The following is a 16,791-nucleotide window of genomic DNA, read 5'->3' on the forward strand; positions in this document are numbered from 1 at the left end:
AAGGGCTTTTTTATTGGAGGCAGTTTGGGTATCTAACTAGCTACTTAGTGGCCACCAGCACCACCCAAGTAAGCTGCTTTCACAGCAGGATCGTCCTTGAGCTTAGCAGCGGGTCCGTGAGTAGCGATCTTGCCATTCTCAAGCACATAACCGTAGTCAGCCACATTCAAGGCTGCAGCAGCAAACTGCTCAACCAACAACATGGTCACGCCTTGCGACTTCAAGTTAGAGATGATCTTAAATACTTCCTCAACCAAAATTGGTGCCAAACCCATAGATGGTTCATCCAAGAGAATAATCTCTGGATTGAGCATCACTGCACGAGCCATAGCTAACATTTGTTGCTCACCACCAGATAGGGTTCCAGCCAATTGGTTGCGACGCTCTTTCAAGCGAGGGAACATTTCGAGAGACTTTTCCAAATCATTCTTGATGTCGCCTTTTGGACGGCTCCCAGTAAAGCGTGGAAATGCGCCCAACAATAAATTGTCGGTAACTGACATCGTCGTAAACACACGACGACCTTCAGGGCTATGAGCCAAACCTAAGCGGGCGATTTTATGAGAGTCGTAACCATCAATTTTTTCACCGCCCAGAGTGACTTCACCAGCCGTTGGTTTGATCATGCCAGTGATGGCACGCATAGTTGTTGTTTTGCCGGCGCCGTTTGAGCCAATCAAAGTTATCACCTGTCCTTTTGGAACATCAATATTGATGCCGTGGAGGACTTTGACTTTGCCGTAGCCTGCTTCAAGATTCTTAATAGATAACATGGTATTTACCGATTTAATATGTTCTAGTGATTTAAGTACCCAAGTAGGCATGAATCACCTTCTCGTCTGCCTGAACTTCAGCTGGTTTACCTTCTGCAATCTTTTGACCGAAGTCCAATACAGAAACGGTATCGCAAACTGACATCACCACATCCATGTGATGCTCAATCAGGATGAAGGTAATACCGCTATCGCGGATCTTACGAATAATGCGCAAGAGTTCTTTAATGTCAGGAGCTGTCAAGCCTGCTGCTGGCTCATCCAACAGGAGTAACTCAGGGTCCAATGCCAAGGCACGGGCAATCTCGAGCAAACGCTGTTTACCATATGGCAAGTTACGCGCTTCTTCGTTAGCCAAGTCATCCAAACCAACGAACTTGAGGAGCGCCATTGCACGAGCATGGGCTTCAGCTTCTTCACGCTTGTAGCGTGGCAGATTCAAAGCGATTTCGACCATGTTTGACTTGAAGGTGTGATGCAAGCCAACCAAAATGTTTTGGATCGCAGTCATTTCACCAAAAAGCTGAACGTTTTGGAAGGTACGTGCAATACCAGACAAGGCAATGTCGGAAGATGTCTTACCAACAACGCTTTCGCCAGCGTACAAAACGTTACCGGCTGTAGGTATATAAATACCTGTCAACACGTTCATCATGGTGCTCTTACCGGAACCGTTAGGACCGATCAAGCCATGAATAGTGCCGCGCTTGATGCTCAAATCAACATTATTCAGGGCTTTCAGGCCGCCGAACTGCATCAATACAGAGTCAACCTTCAACAGCTCTGCGCCAGCGTTTGCGCTGGACACGTTACTAATGAAGCTAATAGAGTCATCAACCACTTCAGCATCACCACCACGTGTGGTTTTTGCTTTGCCAACGATCGATTGATAGAAGCTCTTTGCAAAACCAACGATACCGTTTTGCAAGTAGTACACCACCAACAAAATCATGAAGCCGAAAATACTCAAACGCCAGTCGGAAATTGTGTTGAGCCAGAATGAGAATGCTGCTAAGCCTACTACGCCCGCGATAGGTACTGCAACGCGACGCAAAGTAGTCGTCTTCTTAGACAGAGCCATACCAGCGCCAACCATTACCACAAGGGCAATGACCGAGGCAACGATACGGAACAAGTTGATATCGTCCAAGAGTTTCGGCAACAACACAATGATGGCTGCACCAATCAAAGCACCAAGGCGAGACTTGCGTCCACCCATAATGATGCCGAGCAAGAACAAAACAGCAAGTTCGTTGTTGTAAGTATTTGGTGAAATGTATTGCTCGGAGTATGCATACAAGCAACCAGCCAAACCTGCGAAAGCAGCGCTAATCACAAATGCGATTACCTTAAAGCGATACACAGATACACCCATACAGTCACAGGCAATCGGACTATCACGCAAGGCTTCAAAAGCACGGCCAATTTGTGACTTCACAAAACGGTCTACAACAATCATTGAAATGATCAAGATAATGCCAACCATCCAGAAGTACTCTGCCTTGGTCATTGGCACGCCCATTAAATCAGGCTTAGGAATCTTGATACCCAATGGGCCTTCAGTCAACCAAGTCATCTCATTAATGAGAATCTGTGCAATGGTTCCGAATGCCAAGGTCACCATCGCCAAATACGGTCCAATTACCTTCAGAGCTGGCAATGCCAAGATCCCGCCGAAGATAGAGGTCACGATGATGGATGCGGGTAAGGTTCCCCAAATTGTCCAACCGAAATGGAAGTACAAAACACCAGCAGTGTATGAGCCGATACCAAACAGAGCTGCATGACCCAAGGAAACCTGACCAACATAACCCACCACGATATCTAAGCCATACAACAAGATGGTATAGATCAGAATGGTTTCAACTAAGTGAATGTAATAAGGGTTATGAATAAACAACGGCAAACAAATGAGTGCCGCAATCGCAATTAATAGCGGTATTAGAGACTTCTTCATCATTAAACTTTCTTAATTGCAGATTTACCGAATAGACCAGATGGTTTGAATGCCAATACAAGCAATAACAAAATCAAACCTGGAACATCTTTATAACCAGTAGAGACATAAAATCCGGTAGCTGTTTCGACAATACCCAAGATCAGACCGCCCACAATAATGCCCATGCCGCTAGATAAGCCGCCAATAATTGCCACTGCGAATGCCTTCAAGCCCAATGCACCGCCCATGGTTGCGCCAGTCAGCGTCAATGGTGCAATCAATACACCAGCAAATGCTGCAGTCAAAGAAGAAAGCGCATAAGAGAAAGTAATCACAACGCTGGTGTTAATACCCATCAAGCCAGCAGCGTCACGGTCGTTTGCTGTTGCCACAACCGCCTTGCCGTAAATTGTTTTACGGTTAAAAAATTCTACTAACAACATCATGACCAATGCGCCAACAACCACTAAAATTTCCATTGGCAAAATACTTGCGCCCAAGAAACTCATTGGCTCCATTGGCAACGGGGCTGGAAATGGCAATGCATCGCGACCCCAAATGTTTTCTGCCACGTTCTTGAAAATAATACCGAGAGCGATAGTGGACATAATCCAACCAAACTCGGATTTAATTTTGATCGCAGGACGCACGCCGATTAACTCAACGAAGCTACCTTGAATCATTCCGAATAAGCAAACGACTGGAATCATGACCCAGTAGTTCATGCCAAAAGTGTCCACACAGGTTAAACCTACGAGAGCACCTAACATCAGCGCTTCACCTTGACCGAAGTTCAAAGTGCCTGATGTGGCAAAAGTGAGCTGGAAACCGAAAGCGATAACCGCATAGATCATCCCCACAGCGATACCGCTTGAGAGGATTTGTGCAAGCATGTCCATTATTGTTGGCCTAAAAGATACTTAAAACTGTTTTATTAACGAATCCGACATTGTAAGCAAAACGCCGCTTTTTGGGCGGCGCTTTGTTTTAACAATTGCTGCAGTGCAAAATAAAATTATTTTGCCTGCTTTGCTAAGTTGAGTTACTTCTTCTTAGGGGTTGCGTCCTCAGCATTCAAGAACTCAACGCGGCCGTTTTCAACCACACCCATGACTACGTCTTTCATCTTGATAGCGTCGTGATCAGTTGCGGAGAATGGCTTGTTGTAAGTAATAACAACACCATCAACAGGGGTCTTTAGATCCTGCAATGCTGCAACAATCTTTGGTCCTTCTGTGCTGTTTGCTTGCTTGATAGCGGCTGCCAAGAGGTAAACAGAGTCATATCCTTGTGCCGCAGAAACTGGAGATGCAATGTTGTTGTTCTTTGGTTTGAACTCTTTTAAGTATGCTTCTTGGAAAGCCTTACGCTTAGGAGTTGTGGATGGAGTCTGAATGTAAGTTTGTGGCATTGTTGCGCCGTTACCATTCTTACCAGCAGTATCAATAAAGCTTGCCATAGACAATGTCCATGAACCGATCATTGGTTTTTTCCAACCCAACTTCGCCATACCGTTAGCAATTTGCGCCAACTCAGGTCCAATTGCGTAAGTCAAAATTACTTCCGCACCAGCATTTTTAGCTTTCAAGATTTGTGAAGTCATATCAACATCACCAATGTTGAATTTCTCAACCGCTACTGGAGTAACGCCATAACCCTTCAATGCCTTCTCTAAGTCTTCACGACCCAACTGACCGTAGTTTGTGGAGTCAGCCAAAATCGCAACTTTCTTCAAGCCACGCTTCTCAACCGCCTCTTTAGCGATCAATGGAGCTTGAATATTGTCAGGAGCAGCATTACGGAAAATATAGTTCTCTGGTGCGTTAGGGAATTGCTTAGTTAAGATAGAACCAGTAGCAACGTTGTTCATTACTGGAATCTTCGCATCTTGATAGAAGCGTTGTGAAGCCAATGCAACGCCAGTATTGATGTAACCCAAAGTAGCAACTACTTTTTCGTTGTTGATCAACTCTTGTGCGATTTGCACGCCACGCTCATTTTTTGCTTCATCGTCGCGCTCAACCAAAACGATTTTGTTGCCGTTGATACCACCAGCAGCGTTGATTTCTTTAACGGCAAGACGAACACCGTCACGCATACTCACACCCATAGAGGCAGAGCCGCCAGTAAATGGACCAGAAAGACCAAGCTTAATATCGGCAGCGTAGGCGCCAGTTGCAAACATGGCAGTAGCAGCTACTGCAAAAATGTGACGACGAATGTTCATAAAGTCTCCATGACTAAAAATTGCTAATGAATAAAATACTTTTTTATTGGTAAAACACAAACGAACGATTATCTTACTGTTAATACAATGGCAAAAAAAGGGGCATCTATTAGGGTTTTACATTAGCCTCCAGGGGAAGAAACTCTTAAGAAAAATGCCGCTTGAGTTTAAGTTCAATGCTTGGCCAGAATAAATTCACCATTAAGCCAGCGATCACTAACCCCGCTGCCTCTATCTTCCATGGGGGCAATGGTTCCGCTAGGAAATAAGCAGCAGCCCCCATACCAAAGATGGGCACTAATAAGGGTGCAGGTGCTACAACCGCTGCAGGATGCTTAGAGAGTAGCCATGCCCAAGCCGCATAGCCAAACAAGGTGTTAGCCCAAGATTGCCATAAAACACCGGTCCAAGCCCCAACTGGTGCTGAGACCAATGAATTACTCATGTGACTCCAACCACCCTCAAATAGATAGGACATGGCAAATAAGGGTGGAATAGCAAATCCACTAGCCCAAACTACATAAGACAGCATATTGATCGAGCCTGCCCTACGGCTAACCGTATTAGCCACCCCCCAAGAGAGTCCGGCAAATACGACCAAGGCAAGCCCGAGGAAAGTGGTGTTGGCATCAGTGTGCAGTGCAATAACCACTAAACCAACCACTGCTACCAGAAGGGCCATGACTTGATAGGTGTGCAAACGCTCTTTGGCAAAGAACATTGCAAAGCCAATGGTGAAAAAAACCTGTGTCTGAATAACCAAGGAAGCTAGGCCAGGGGAGATACGGCCATCAATCGCAAAGTACAGAATTCCGAACTGCCCCACTCCCACTGCAACTCCATAAATACAGAGATTGATCCATGAGACCTTGGGTATAGGAAAGAAAAGCGCCAAAGGCAGAAAAGCAAACGTGTAGCGAAGTGCAGCAAATAAGAAAGGTGGAAAAGAATTGAGGGATAACTTAATCACTACAAAGTTAGTCCCCCACACCGCAACAATAGCCAGTGCCAACAATAAATGGCTCACTGGCAATGAGTAGCTTTTTTGCGGAATATTATTCACGCGTAAGTAATTCTGCTACACGTTCTGCAATCATCATGGTTGGTGCAGCAGTGTTACCCGAGGTAATTGTCGGCATCGCTGAAGCATCCACTACGCGCAGATGATGAATACCTCGCACACGTAGTTGAGAGTCAAGTACGGCCATCCGGTCATCTGCGCGCCCCATCTTGCACGTTCCCACTGGATGAAAGATCGTAGTGCCAATGTCACCTGCCGCCTTGACCAACTCCCCATCCGTTTGATACTGAATACCGGGCTTATATTCTTCTGGGGCATATGGCTTCAGAGCGGACTGTTCAACAATCTTGCGAGTTAAGCGCAAAGATTCTGCTGCCACCTTACGATCTTCATCAGTTGATAGGTAATTAGGGCTAATCACTGGTGGCGCTTCTGGATCAATTGAATTAATGTGCACGCTACCGCGTGAAGTGGGACGCAGATTGCAAACACTTGCAGTAAATGCATTGAAAGAATGCAAGTCTTCACCAAACTTTTCTAAGGACAAGGGTTGAACGTGATATTCCACATTCGCACTCTTTTGCTCAGGTGAGCTATATGCAAATGCACCGAGCTGCGATGGCGCCATCGACATTGGCCCAGAGCGCTTAAGTACATACTCCAGGCCAATTAGCAGTTTGCCAAGCAATGAATTAGCCTTGGTATTAAGGGTCTTAATGCCACTTACTTTGTAAACCATGCGAAGCTGCAAATGGTCTTGCAGATTCTCACCCACACCCGGAAGATCGGCGATAACCGGGATACCCAATTGATTAAGGTGTGCTGCAGATCCAATACCTGAGCGCTCTAATATTTGCACGCTGCCAATAGCGCCGCCACTCAGCAGCACTTCACCGCCCTGCTCAATGGCACATAAGGCCTCACAAGTTTGACCACTCTTGATGTACTCAACACCATAACAATTTTTAGTTGCGGGATCAATCTTCAGTTTATTTACTAATGCTTCGGTAATGATCGTGAGGTTGCTACGCTTAGCAGCATCTCTTAAGAATGCCTTTGAAGTATTTAAGCGCCAACCAGCGCGTTGACTCACATCGAAGTAGCCTACGCCAAAGTTATCGCCACGATTGAAGTCATCCGAAGCTGGAATACCAGCCTGTACAGCGGCATCCTTAAAGCGATCCATGATGGGCCAACGCAAGCGCTGTTTGGACACTGTCCACTCACCGCCTTTGCTATGCCATTGATTGGCAAGGCCGTGGTAATCCTCAAATGATTTGTAGCGACGCAGAGCATTTTCCCAAGACCAAGAATCATCACCTGTTGCTTGCACCCAAGAATCGTAATCACCTGCTTGCCCGCGCATATAGATCATGCCGTTAATAGATGAGCAGCCCCCCAGAACACGACCACGGGGATATAACAAAGATCTACCGTTTAAGCCATTTTCAGCAGCAGTCTTGAAACGCCAATCTGCTCTTGGGTTATCAATGCAATACAAATAACCAACTGGAATATGAATCCAAATGTAGTTGTCGTTCTTGCCAGCCTCAATCAGCAAGACTTTCTTATTGGGGTTTTCGGTTAAGCGCTTAGCTAACATACAGCCTGCACTGCCTGCCCCAATGATGATGTAGTCGTAAGTGTTTGTTTGAGTCATCTTTGATTTAAGTGTATTTGTCTCAGCTCCATTATTTACCAATACAAAAAATCGGGTATTTAATAGTACTTTTGTTGATTTGTTATATAATCATTTTTGATCTAATATTAGATCATGAGAACAACCTATAAAAAAGCCTTTGCCCAATTTGTTAAAAAGGCCTCAAAACCGCTGCAGTTAACAATTGAAACCAAGGTTGCAGAAGTTTGCGATAACCCTAGGATTGGGTAGCAAAAGTTAGGCGATCTCAATGAAATTTTTGTTTACAAGTTTCGCTTTAATACCCAGGAATACTTAATGGCTTATCAATTTGATTGTTTTGCAGAAGCTATAGAAATTACCTGGATTGAATTTTGTCAAATCGGACCCCATGAAAATTTTTATACTCAATTAAAAAAGTCCATTCGATTTCAATGATGAATTAGCCATTTCAATACAGAAAGTAAGGCCTATATGTCTCAATACATGACTGCAGAGGATCTGTTTGTGCAAATACAAAAAATGCCATCAAAAGAACGGATTAAATTTTTCTCTTTAATTGCTATAAAAGCATTCCAAGAGACCGACTATACGCATGAGCAAGTCTTTGGACATCTTAAAAATGCAAGCTTTTCTGCCGAAGAGGCAGCAGAATTTTTGGAAATCTCCCTTCCAACCCTACGAAGATATGTTCAGGCGGGGAAATTGAAACCATCATCCATCATTGGAAGAAGCCAGTTATTTTCTAGCAGTGATTTAAAACTATTGAAACAGAAAATATCCAAAGATTAGTTCAACCTCAATACCCGTCTAAAATAGCGATATGCATATTAATGAGAAGAATCGCACTCCCAAGGTGGTTAACGCCGATGAAGGACCAAGTAAGTCAGAGTTAAAGCGCCAAATGACTGAGCGCCAGAAGCTGGCCGAGGTTTTAGCAGCCCTCAGTAGCGATGCTTTGAAAACAATTCCTTTGGATGAGGCCATCAAGACTGCTATTGCAGAAACCAATAAGATTAAAAGTTTTGAAGCGATTCGTCGCCATAAGCAATATCTTGGCAAACTGATGCGCTTTCTGGATGAAGATGAGTTAGACGCTATTCAAAAACGTTTAGATGCAATTCAAGGCATTAGCAAAGCAGAAACTGCAAAATTACATTTTCTAGAAAGCTATCGCGATAGACTGATTGCGAATGACGATGCATTCACTAAAATGATTGAGCAACATCCGGATATGGATATTCAGAATATGCGCACCTTGATTCGGAATGCACGCAAAGAAAAAGAACAAAACAAACCGCCCAAGGCTTATCGCGAGATCTTCCGCGTCCTTAAGGATATGGGTCTTTAAGAGCGCTAGTACCAAGCAGCAGGTTTTTGTAGCTTTGAATTAAGAATTTTATCTGGCAGCTGAGATCGCGCAATGTGAGCTACGCTCAAGACTTTTTGCCAATCCGCATATTGAGTTAAGTCGCCGGAAATATGTCGATGACTTTCTCCGGAGATTGGCGCAACAATTCCTATTCTGAGCCCTGGATGATGGCTTTTAATAGCTGCTAAAGCGCCCTCTAGATCAGAATCATTGCTACAAATGACAGCTTGTTCATAGGAGCCAGTCCAAGCACCAGTAATCAAGTCTGATGCCAAGTTCACATCCGTTTTCTTTTCATTAAAGTCGAGAACTTGCACTATCTGTAATTCAGGTAACTCAGGGATTGATTTTGCCAATCTTAAATAAGGCTTGGATGCTTGAATTTTTCCCTCGATTATCACCAAACGTTGTGGATGTAAATTTCTGAGTGCTTGAAGATATTGACGCTGCCTTTGAGTGGATCCCGGGTCATCTGACATTCTTCCCAAAACGGGAGCCGTGTAATAGCGCACCTCAACTAACTCAACTTTTTTATCTAAAACATGCACCTCAAATAGCTGCACTACATCCAGCCACTTTAATTTTGATTTTCTCAATAGGCCATAGTAGAGGTTGTAACCATCAATATAGACAATAGTTTTGATATTTTTGCCATCCTAAAAAAGACAAAGCCACCCGAAGGTGGCTTGTTGCCTCAAAAGCGCTCAGGGTCACTGGGCGGTTATAAGGTGAGTCGTGCTATTACTATACACTTAAAAATTATTTTGTAAATACCGCCTGGAGAAGCGACTGTAAAGCAACTTTTTCTACCAGAACCTACTCTTATATTTTTAAAGCGAGTGCTGGAACCTCTATCCAGCGATAAACATAATTAGCAGCAATCACACTGGTTGATACAACCAAGAGCATCAAAGCAATGGCCAATGCGCCACTTTCATAGGTATACATGTCAAAGGCAATATAGATCGTATTTGCTAGTAATATAAATGCAAAGTGAATCAAGAAAGCTGAGTAAGAGCGCTGACTCCCCCAGGCAATAAGCTTTGCCAAACCTTTCTGAGAAATGGCTTTCGGATATTGAATATCGCCCCATAAATACAAGGCTAGGGCCACAAACCAAGCGAGGAAATTTCTGAGCCAAACTTGTTGAAATGAAGCGCCGGCAATAATTAAACCAATCAAAATCAATGCGAACTTTGCCAAACGCTGAATACTTATATCTTGAAAACGGCTAGCTAAGTAAGCTAGCACCCCCAGACCATACGATCCAATGAAATAAATGAAATAGGCTTCATAGTCAGCCGAGCGATTGAAGAACAGTAAAGAACTAACGGCTAGAACGCTAATTAACCAGATCAATGCCTGGTAGCTCGGGAAAGAAATAAATAAGACTGCCAATACTGAATACAGCTGCCAATCAATAGCCACATACCAAGCACCGGCAGAAATAGAATCCAAGCCTAAGATGCCTTGAATAAAAAAGAGGTGCGCCAGAAATTGCGAGAGCGTTTCAGATTCACCAACGAATTCGTCATTGACCCAAAAGCGTGCAATATATGCGCACACAATTGTAAAAATTAGTGCAACAGCATACGGCGCAAATAAACGCAGATAGCGATTCAGAATCAACTTGAGCAAACTATTGGCGCTAAATTTGAGATTGGCATAACGACTCAAGGATTGAGAAGCCAAATAACCAGCCATCACCAAAAAGATCTGCACTGCATAGCGCCCATACTCAAATAGCCAAGTCATTAGACCTGGCAGAACTCGTCGGGCGTCTTCTGCAATTTGCCCATAACTTGAGAGGTGATGCAGAATGATTAACAGGGCCGCAAAGACCTTGAGGAAATCAATAAGAAAAAGTGGTCCTGTCTGTTTCAAGTATTAGTTACAACTATTATTTAGATTTGGTTTTACCCATCAAAGATGCCAGCAAGGGATTGGCATTTGCTAATTCCTTTTTCGATTTTGCCCTCTCATCCGCGCCCAACTTAGGAGTCTTGGTGGCGTTTTTCATTCCCTGCGCCGTTTTCAAAGCTAAATTCTTATAGAGATCGGTTTTTTTCATTGCCATGATGAAGACTCTTTGCTGTACTTTCCAAATCTAATTACTGAGTTATTTAATCAGTGAGCGTGCTGCTAGACCCATAAACAACAATGACCAACCTTGTAACAATAACTCGATCGCAATCAACATACCAGGAAGCCAGAGGCTAGATTCTGGGTAGCCATTCATGATCAATACGCCCATCAAGATGGAAATTGCTGATGACAGTACCATCCAGAACCATTCACGGAAGTGACGGTGTTGGAATGCTGAGATCAAACGCAAAGCACCTGTTACAAAGAAGATTGCGGCCAGCCACAAAGTTATTGCTTCCAGTGCAGGAATTGGGAAAGCCCAAGTGAAAATAGCTGCGGCAATGTAGAGAGCTGCCAAAACCAATTGCACACCTACACTTTTCCAGCCCCTTGATTTTAGGGCATGTGCACCCTGAAGTAATCCACCTGCAAATAAGAAAATACCTAAAACATTAACCGAGATAAATGAGAATAAGGTTTGACCTGCAATACCGATCATGCCCAGAACGATAAATAAAATTCCAAGACCAATTAAGGCGCCTGGAACTTTGGCAGCCGCACCCAATACTTTTGTGCGGAGCTCCTGAATCTGGTCGGTTGATAGTTCGGTCATATGGGTGCTTTCGAATGAAGTAGTTGAAAAGTAGCCTCTACTTTATCAACAAACGCCTTTTAGCCCTTAATAATGACGATTGATGAGCCCCAAAGTGTCACTGGGCTGGACGAAAAACAAAAACGGGTATTCTTTAGCCTTTACAGCCAATCCTTTGAGATTGTTAGCAAAGAAAGTTTCAGTATGGATAACACCTTAACCGTTATTTTAGGCATCGTCGCGATGCTTCTTCCGCTAGTCGTGGGTCGACTTTATTGGAAGCGCTTTGATCATTACTTCGGCAGAGGCGATGAGGCGTACATGGATAGTCTAGAGTATTTCCTCAAGAAAATTGGTTCAACTATTTTGATTGCTTTTATTATTTTGTGGATTGGCATCAGCCTCGTATTTAACGGCAGCGCCTCATAACACCATGGGCGATCAATTTAAGACCATTCTTCTCAAAGCAAAGCTCAACTTTGCGATCTTGGCCTCCATCTTAGTCATTGCTGTTTTGGGAAAAATCACCAACCCCGAACTTACCAATAGCATCTTTGTAACAGCTGATCTGCTCGTTTCAGACCTCTACATTGTCTTTATCGCCATCACCTTAGGCGCTTTCGTACCCAACTTTAAGCTAGTTGCATTTGGATCGATTGCTGCTTTCGTTGTTGCTGCAGTCCTGGTGCAACTGGGCGTTTATACATACCTCACCATTGAATATCTATTTGCGGTTCTGATCGTCGTTCTTGGGTTTACCTCGATTGCCAACCTTTATAAGCACTATCGCGAAAACGGGTTGTAAGCAGATAGCCTACTTATTGATCAAAAGATTTAAATCAAAAGTCCCGATATTCCGGGGCTTTTTAGTTTGTCGTATTTACTAACTAGGCGGCTATTTTAAAAACCCGAATTCTTGGCTCTATTTCTTTCTGCAGTGTTCTTCTTGCAACACGCATATCGTAATCGGCCTGCAGGTTTAACCAAAATCTAGGCTCCATTGAAAAGAACAGACCAAGTCGCAAGGCAGTATCGGCGGTAATGGGACGAGCACCGTTCACAATCTCACTAATTCGACTGGGCGAAACATCGATATCAGCAGCTAATTGGCGAGCAGTAATGCCCATCGGCTTCATAAAGTCTTCCAACAGTATTTCACCAGGATGAATTTCATCAAGTAATTTTGTCATCACCATCTCCTCAGTGGTAGTCCACAATTTCTACATCGTAAGCACCGTCTTCACACTAATCAAAACAAATGCGCCACTGAGCGTTAATTCGAATACTATGCCGTCTTTTGCGATTTCCACTTAAAGCTTCCAACATGTTGCCTGGAGGCACCCTCAAATCTATTAAGCAAGCAGCATGCAATTGCAATAACTTTCGTCGCGCTACCCTCTCTATATTCACAAACTTTCTCGTAGCCCTACTTTCAAATAAATCTTTCGTAAGTTCACAAGAAAATGAGCGGATCATTCCCAATGATATTCTGTATAACAGAATCTGTAAAATGGAATATTTATTACTTTTTTCTCCAAAAGAATCCTTGCAGCGGGCATCTATGGCAATTCTGGCCTAGAGTATTTATATATTGATATAGGTATATAGAATCAATTTTTAATTATTTGTGGAAATATCTAGCAAATATGACAATAGCCTCCTTATGTATAAATACGATGCTATTGACCAGACCCTAGTAGATCAACGGGTTGCCCAATTCCGCGACCAAGTTGCTAGACGTCTTGATGGCAGCCTAGCTGAAGAGGAGTTTCGCCCTCTACGTTTGCAGAACGGCCTGTACCACCAACGTCACGCTTATATGTTGCGTGTTGCGATTCCTTACGGTCTATTTAGTTCAAAACAGCTTCGCACTCTGGCGCTCATCTCTGAAAAGTATGACCGTGGTTATGGTCACTTCACTACACGCCAAAATATTCAGTACAACTGGGTAACTCTTGAAGACACTCCAGATATTTTGGCCGAGCTTGCCAAAGTAGAAATGCATGCCATCCAAACTTCGGGTAACTGCATTCGGAATATTACAAGTGATGCCTTCGCTGGTGTTGCTGGCGATGAATATGTCGATACTCGCCCCATCTGCGAACTACTACGTCAATGGTCAACTCTGCATCCTGAGTTTGCACACTTACCGCGTAAATTTAAATTCGCAGTAAATGGTGCTAAAGAAGATCGCACTGTATTGCTTTGTCATGATGTGGGCATTGAACTCAAGAATAATGCTGCCGGTCAATTGACTGCTGATATCTATGCTGGTGGTGGCATGGGACGCACCCCTATTTTAGGGTCGCTCATCAAACTAGGTCTTCCTTGGAATGTGCTGCCAAGCTACCTTACTGCGTTGCTGCGCGTTTATAACCGCTTTGGTAGAAGAGATAACCTTTACAAGGCTCGCATTAAGATTTTGGTGAAGGCTTTAGGACCAGAGGAGTTTGCTCGTCAGGTAGAAGGTGAATGGAGTCACATTAAAAATGGGGATGACAATTTTACTCAAGCCGAGTGGGATCGTGTTGCCAAGCATTTCACAAAACCTGCATACAAAACATTGCCAGCATTAACGAATCAGCAAGTCATTAATACAGCTAGCGAGGCTGATAAAACTGCTTTTACACGATGGCTGGAACGCAACGTCAAACCGCACCAAGTAGCTGGTTATGCAAGTGTAATTTTGTCACTAAAGCCACATGGCACAGTTGCCCCTGGTGATGCAACCACAGCGCAGATGTATTCAATCGCTGATTTAGCTGATCAATATAGCTTTGGTGAGTTGCGTGCGACTCACGAACAAAACTTAGTGCTTGCTGATGTCGAGCAAGGGAAGTTATATGAGCTCTGGCAAGAAGCTAAGAAACAAAAAGTTGCTCTGCCCAACGTTGGCTTACTCACTGACATCATCGCTTGTCCTGGTGGCGACTTCTGCTCACTTGCGAATGCCAAATCTCTCCCAATAGCTAAGGCTATTCAGGAACGCTTTGATGATCTGGATTACCTATTTGACTTAGGTGACATCAGCCTTAATATTTCTGGCTGTATTAACTCTTGTGGACACCACCACGTAGGCAATATTGGCGTACTGGGTGTAGATAAAGACGGTGAAGAGTGGTACCAAATCACATTAGGTGGCGAGCAAGGCAATGATGCCGCTACTGGTAAAGTCATCGGCCCATCTTTCTATGCTGACGAGATACCCGACGTGATGACGAATATCATCAACACGTATGTTGCAGAACGTAGCGAGCATGAATCTTTTATTGATACCTATCGTCGCTTAGGTGTTGCTCCATTCAAAGAAGCAGCCTACAAAAATGCGAAGAAAAAAGAAAAGGTTGAGAAGGTAGCTGAAGGGGGCGCAGCATGAGTCAATTAAATATCGCCTCCCATCAAGAAATTGTGCACTTTCCCAAAGGTGGTAAACCCACTCTAGTCGAAAATGAGTGGCAAATCTGGAGTGGCAGCCAAGATGAAGGTGGTCTGCCTGACATAGAGCATGGCGCCCATAAGGTTCTTGTGCCATTTACCTGGTGGATCACACATCACCTTGAAGCAGATGTCATTGCTAAAGCAAAAAATGGTCAGATCGGGGTTTGGTTTGCAAGCGATGATGACATCCTGAAGCATGTGGACGTCATTGAAGCAGGTAAAGCTATTTGGCCTTTAGTAGCAGCGCACTTTCCTATTTTTAGAGATGGCAGAAGCTTTAGTACTGCAGCTCTACTGCGTAGTCGCTTTACATGGCAAGGCGAGATTCGTGCAATTGGTGATGTGTTGATCGATCAAGTACTACAGGGTGCGCGCGTAGGCTTTGATAGTTTTGCATTACGTCCTGACCAAAAATTAGACGTAGCGCTCAAGCAATTTAATTTGTACTCTGTGACTACTCAAAATAGCTGGCGCGATAAGCGCGCAACCTTAAGCGCTTAAACAATAAAATCTATGACTACCGCTTTAAATAATCACGCTAGCAACACACTGGGTAAAGTGTATTTAGTAGGCGCCGGCCCTGGTGCAGTAGATCTCATTACTGTGCGCGGTGCCAAGTTACTGGAGCGAGCAGATATCGTGTTCTACGATGCCTTGGTTGATCCAGCCATATTAAAACTCTGCCCACAAGCAATTACGGTGGCCGTTGGTAAACGTTGCGGCAAGCTTTCTTCTGCACAGCAATTTATCAATAAACGATTAGTGGATGCTGCTCATAAGCATCAAATCATTGTTCGCCTCAAAGGCGGAGATCCAATGCTCTTTGGACGGACCGATGAAGAAATTCAGACTCTCAAAGCTGCAGGTATAGAAGTTTCTGTTGTTCCAGGCATTACCGCAGCATTAGCAGGTGCAGCCAGCATTCAGCAATCATTAACGCTACGTGGAATATCACGCAGCGTTGCCTTTGTAACGCTTGCGCAAGGCAATGAGAATGTGCTCGAAGCAAACCCCACTTCCCCAATAATCAATCCAAATGCAGACACCCTGGTGTACTACATGGGTCGTAAAGATGCTGCCCGTATTGCGATGAAATTGATTAAGCAAAATTCTCAAGGCTTAAGCAAGCACAGTGCAGACACTCCTGTTCATGTCTTGGAAGCAGTAAGCACGCCACAAGAGCGCCAATGGATTAGCACTTTGGCAGAATTGGCAGCAGGCAAAGCAGATGCCTGGTTTGATAGTAGTTCGCCAACCCTCATCATGATTGGCGAAGCTTTAAGAAATAAAAGTCAAACCAGTGAAAACTTAGAGAGCTCTGGCGCCAAAATCAACGATAGCTTGCAAAACAGCCAAGTCCTCGCCAACAGCCGGCGTAGCGCTTAATTTGACCCCGGTGTACTGTTTTTGACAGGACTCTAGCAACGTGGGGAAATCATTCCGCAAATGACCACCCTGTCCAAAGAACACTGGCACCACAATAATTTCATTGATGTTTTGGGCAACCAAAGCGGCGACCGCCTCCTCCAGAGAAGGCTGCATCATTTCTAAAAAAGCGAGTTCAACAGGGGTACTGGAATGTTGCTCACGCCACAACCCTACCAAGCGATCAAAAGGCTCGCGCCAACGGCTATCTCTTGCTCCGTGTCCAAATAGGATAATGGCTTTCATGGATGGCTTTAAACTCTCAGTAATCAATAGTTTT

At 44.1% G+C, this 16,791-nt stretch carries 20 protein-coding genes and 1 pseudogene; 8 read left to right on the forward strand and 13 right to left on the reverse strand.

Annotation, left to right across the window (positions count from 1 at the left end):
- Positions 1-44 precede the first annotated feature (44 nt).
- The 6 genes from ICE93_RS10875 to ICE93_RS10900 form a co-directional block, all read right to left on the reverse strand.
- Positions 45-773 carry an ABC transporter ATP-binding protein gene (locus tag ICE93_RS10875; RefSeq protein WP_215348454.1) on the reverse strand — a complete coding sequence of 243 codons (729 nt, stop codon included), beginning with the start codon at positions 771-773 and terminating at the stop codon, positions 45-47.
- A gap of 31 nt (positions 774-804) precedes the next feature.
- The gene (locus ICE93_RS10880; protein WP_216188123.1) at positions 805-2,733 is read right to left on the reverse strand and encodes an ATP-binding cassette domain-containing protein; all 1,929 of its coding nucleotides are present in this window, start codon (positions 2,731-2,733) and stop codon (positions 805-807) included.
- Positions 2,733-3,611: a branched-chain amino acid ABC transporter permease gene (locus tag ICE93_RS10885; protein ID WP_216188126.1), complete on the reverse strand. Its 879-nt coding sequence runs from the start codon at positions 3,609-3,611 to the stop codon at positions 2,733-2,735. The genes ICE93_RS10880 and ICE93_RS10885 overlap by 1 nt, the downstream gene beginning before the upstream one ends.
- A gap of 143 nt (positions 3,612-3,754) precedes the next feature.
- Entirely contained in the window at positions 3,755-4,939 is a 1,185-nt protein-coding gene (locus ICE93_RS10890) for an ABC transporter substrate-binding protein (protein ID WP_216188128.1), read from the reverse strand.
- A 145-nt stretch (positions 4,940-5,084) separates the two neighbouring features.
- Positions 5,085-5,972 (reverse strand): EamA family transporter, encoded by an 888-nt coding sequence (locus ICE93_RS10895; protein ID WP_216188410.1) that lies wholly within the window; start codon positions 5,970-5,972, stop codon positions 5,085-5,087.
- Positions 5,973-5,994: 22 nt separating this feature from the next.
- Positions 5,995-7,620 carry a GMC family oxidoreductase gene (locus tag ICE93_RS10900; protein WP_216188131.1) on the reverse strand — a complete coding sequence of 542 codons (1,626 nt, stop codon included), beginning with the start codon at positions 7,618-7,620 and terminating at the stop codon, positions 5,995-5,997.
- 243 nt (positions 7,621-7,863) lie between these two features.
- Here ICE93_RS10900 and ICE93_RS11445 point away from each other — a divergent pair.
- The 3 genes and pseudogenes from ICE93_RS11445 to yjgA form a co-directional block, all read left to right on the forward strand.
- A pseudogene (locus ICE93_RS11445) lies at positions 7,864-8,037 on the forward strand (type II toxin-antitoxin system RelE/ParE family toxin); the annotation flags it as partial.
- A gap of 36 nt (positions 8,038-8,073) precedes the next feature.
- Positions 8,074-8,391, forward strand: coding sequence for a helix-turn-helix domain-containing protein (locus ICE93_RS10910; protein ID WP_255554654.1), 318 nt, complete (start codon positions 8,074-8,076; stop codon positions 8,389-8,391).
- A gap of 31 nt (positions 8,392-8,422) precedes the next feature.
- Positions 8,423-8,950 carry a ribosome biogenesis factor YjgA gene (yjgA, locus tag ICE93_RS10915; protein WP_216188133.1) on the forward strand — a complete coding sequence of 176 codons (528 nt, stop codon included), beginning with the start codon at positions 8,423-8,425 and terminating at the stop codon, positions 8,948-8,950.
- Positions 8,951-8,955: 5 nt separating this feature from the next.
- On the opposite strand, the gene ICE93_RS10920 is transcribed toward yjgA, so the two are convergent.
- The 4 genes from ICE93_RS10920 to ICE93_RS10935 all read right to left on the reverse strand — a co-directional run bounded on the left by ICE93_RS10920 (position 8,956) and on the right by ICE93_RS10935 (position 11,669).
- Positions 8,956-9,615, reverse strand: coding sequence for an NYN domain-containing protein (locus tag ICE93_RS10920; protein WP_216188413.1), 660 nt, complete (start codon positions 9,613-9,615; stop codon positions 8,956-8,958).
- A 178-nt stretch (positions 9,616-9,793) separates the two neighbouring features.
- On the reverse strand, positions 9,794-10,855 hold the full coding sequence (locus tag ICE93_RS10925) for an acyltransferase (RefSeq protein WP_216188135.1): 1,062 nt from the start codon (positions 10,853-10,855) through the stop codon (positions 9,794-9,796).
- Between the two features lie 16 nt (positions 10,856-10,871).
- The gene (locus ICE93_RS10930; RefSeq protein WP_216188137.1) at positions 10,872-11,048 is read right to left on the reverse strand and encodes a hypothetical protein; all 177 of its coding nucleotides are present in this window, start codon (positions 11,046-11,048) and stop codon (positions 10,872-10,874) included.
- Between the two features lie 42 nt (positions 11,049-11,090).
- Positions 11,091-11,669, reverse strand: coding sequence for an HdeD family acid-resistance protein (locus ICE93_RS10935; RefSeq protein ID WP_216188139.1), 579 nt, complete (start codon positions 11,667-11,669; stop codon positions 11,091-11,093).
- 72 nt (positions 11,670-11,741) lie between these two features.
- Here ICE93_RS10935 and ICE93_RS10940 point away from each other — a divergent pair, with 72 nt between their 5' ends.
- Both ICE93_RS10940 and ICE93_RS10945 read left to right on the forward strand, forming a co-directional pair.
- Complete coding sequence (locus ICE93_RS10940; RefSeq protein WP_216188141.1) at positions 11,742-12,077, forward strand: hypothetical protein; 336 nt, start codon at positions 11,742-11,744, stop codon at positions 12,075-12,077.
- A 4-nt stretch (positions 12,078-12,081) separates the two neighbouring features.
- Positions 12,082-12,453 (forward strand): hypothetical protein, encoded by a 372-nt coding sequence (locus tag ICE93_RS10945; RefSeq protein ID WP_216188143.1) that lies wholly within the window; start codon positions 12,082-12,084, stop codon positions 12,451-12,453.
- Positions 12,454-12,535: 82 nt separating this feature from the next.
- Here ICE93_RS10945 and ICE93_RS10950 read toward each other — a convergent pair whose 3' ends face one another.
- Positions 12,536-12,838, reverse strand: coding sequence for a HigA family addiction module antitoxin (locus ICE93_RS10950; RefSeq protein WP_216188145.1), 303 nt, complete (start codon positions 12,836-12,838; stop codon positions 12,536-12,538).
- 55 nt (positions 12,839-12,893) lie between these two features.
- Positions 12,894-13,124 carry a type II toxin-antitoxin system RelE/ParE family toxin gene (locus ICE93_RS10955; protein ID WP_216188147.1) on the reverse strand — a complete coding sequence of 77 codons (231 nt, stop codon included), beginning with the start codon at positions 13,122-13,124 and terminating at the stop codon, positions 12,894-12,896.
- A gap of 187 nt (positions 13,125-13,311) precedes the next feature.
- Here ICE93_RS10955 and ICE93_RS10960 point away from each other — a divergent pair, with 187 nt between their 5' ends.
- Genes ICE93_RS10960 through cobA form a run of 3 tightly spaced genes read left to right on the forward strand, consistent with a single transcriptional unit; the run spans position 13,312 to position 16,472 of the window.
- Complete coding sequence (locus tag ICE93_RS10960; RefSeq protein WP_216188149.1) at positions 13,312-15,024, forward strand: nitrite/sulfite reductase; 1,713 nt, start codon at positions 13,312-13,314, stop codon at positions 15,022-15,024.
- Entirely contained in the window at positions 15,021-15,587 is a 567-nt protein-coding gene (locus ICE93_RS10965) for a DUF934 domain-containing protein (RefSeq protein ID WP_216188151.1), read from the forward strand. Before ICE93_RS10960 ends, ICE93_RS10965 begins: the two co-directional genes overlap by 4 nt.
- 48 nt (positions 15,588-15,635) lie before the next feature.
- Positions 15,636-16,472 carry a uroporphyrinogen-III C-methyltransferase gene (cobA, locus tag ICE93_RS10970; RefSeq protein ID WP_216188414.1) on the forward strand — a complete coding sequence of 279 codons (837 nt, stop codon included), beginning with the start codon at positions 15,636-15,638 and terminating at the stop codon, positions 16,470-16,472.
- On the opposite strand, the gene ICE93_RS10975 is transcribed toward cobA, so the two are convergent.
- Positions 16,395-16,757, reverse strand: coding sequence for a sirohydrochlorin chelatase (locus ICE93_RS10975; protein WP_216188153.1), 363 nt, complete (start codon positions 16,755-16,757; stop codon positions 16,395-16,397). The genes cobA and ICE93_RS10975 overlap by 78 nt on opposite strands.
- Positions 16,758-16,791: the final 34 nt, after the last annotated feature.

The sequence above is a fragment of the Polynucleobacter sp. MWH-HuK1 genome (assembly GCF_018881815.1).
GTDB lineage: Bacteria > Pseudomonadota > Gammaproteobacteria > Burkholderiales > Burkholderiaceae > Polynucleobacter.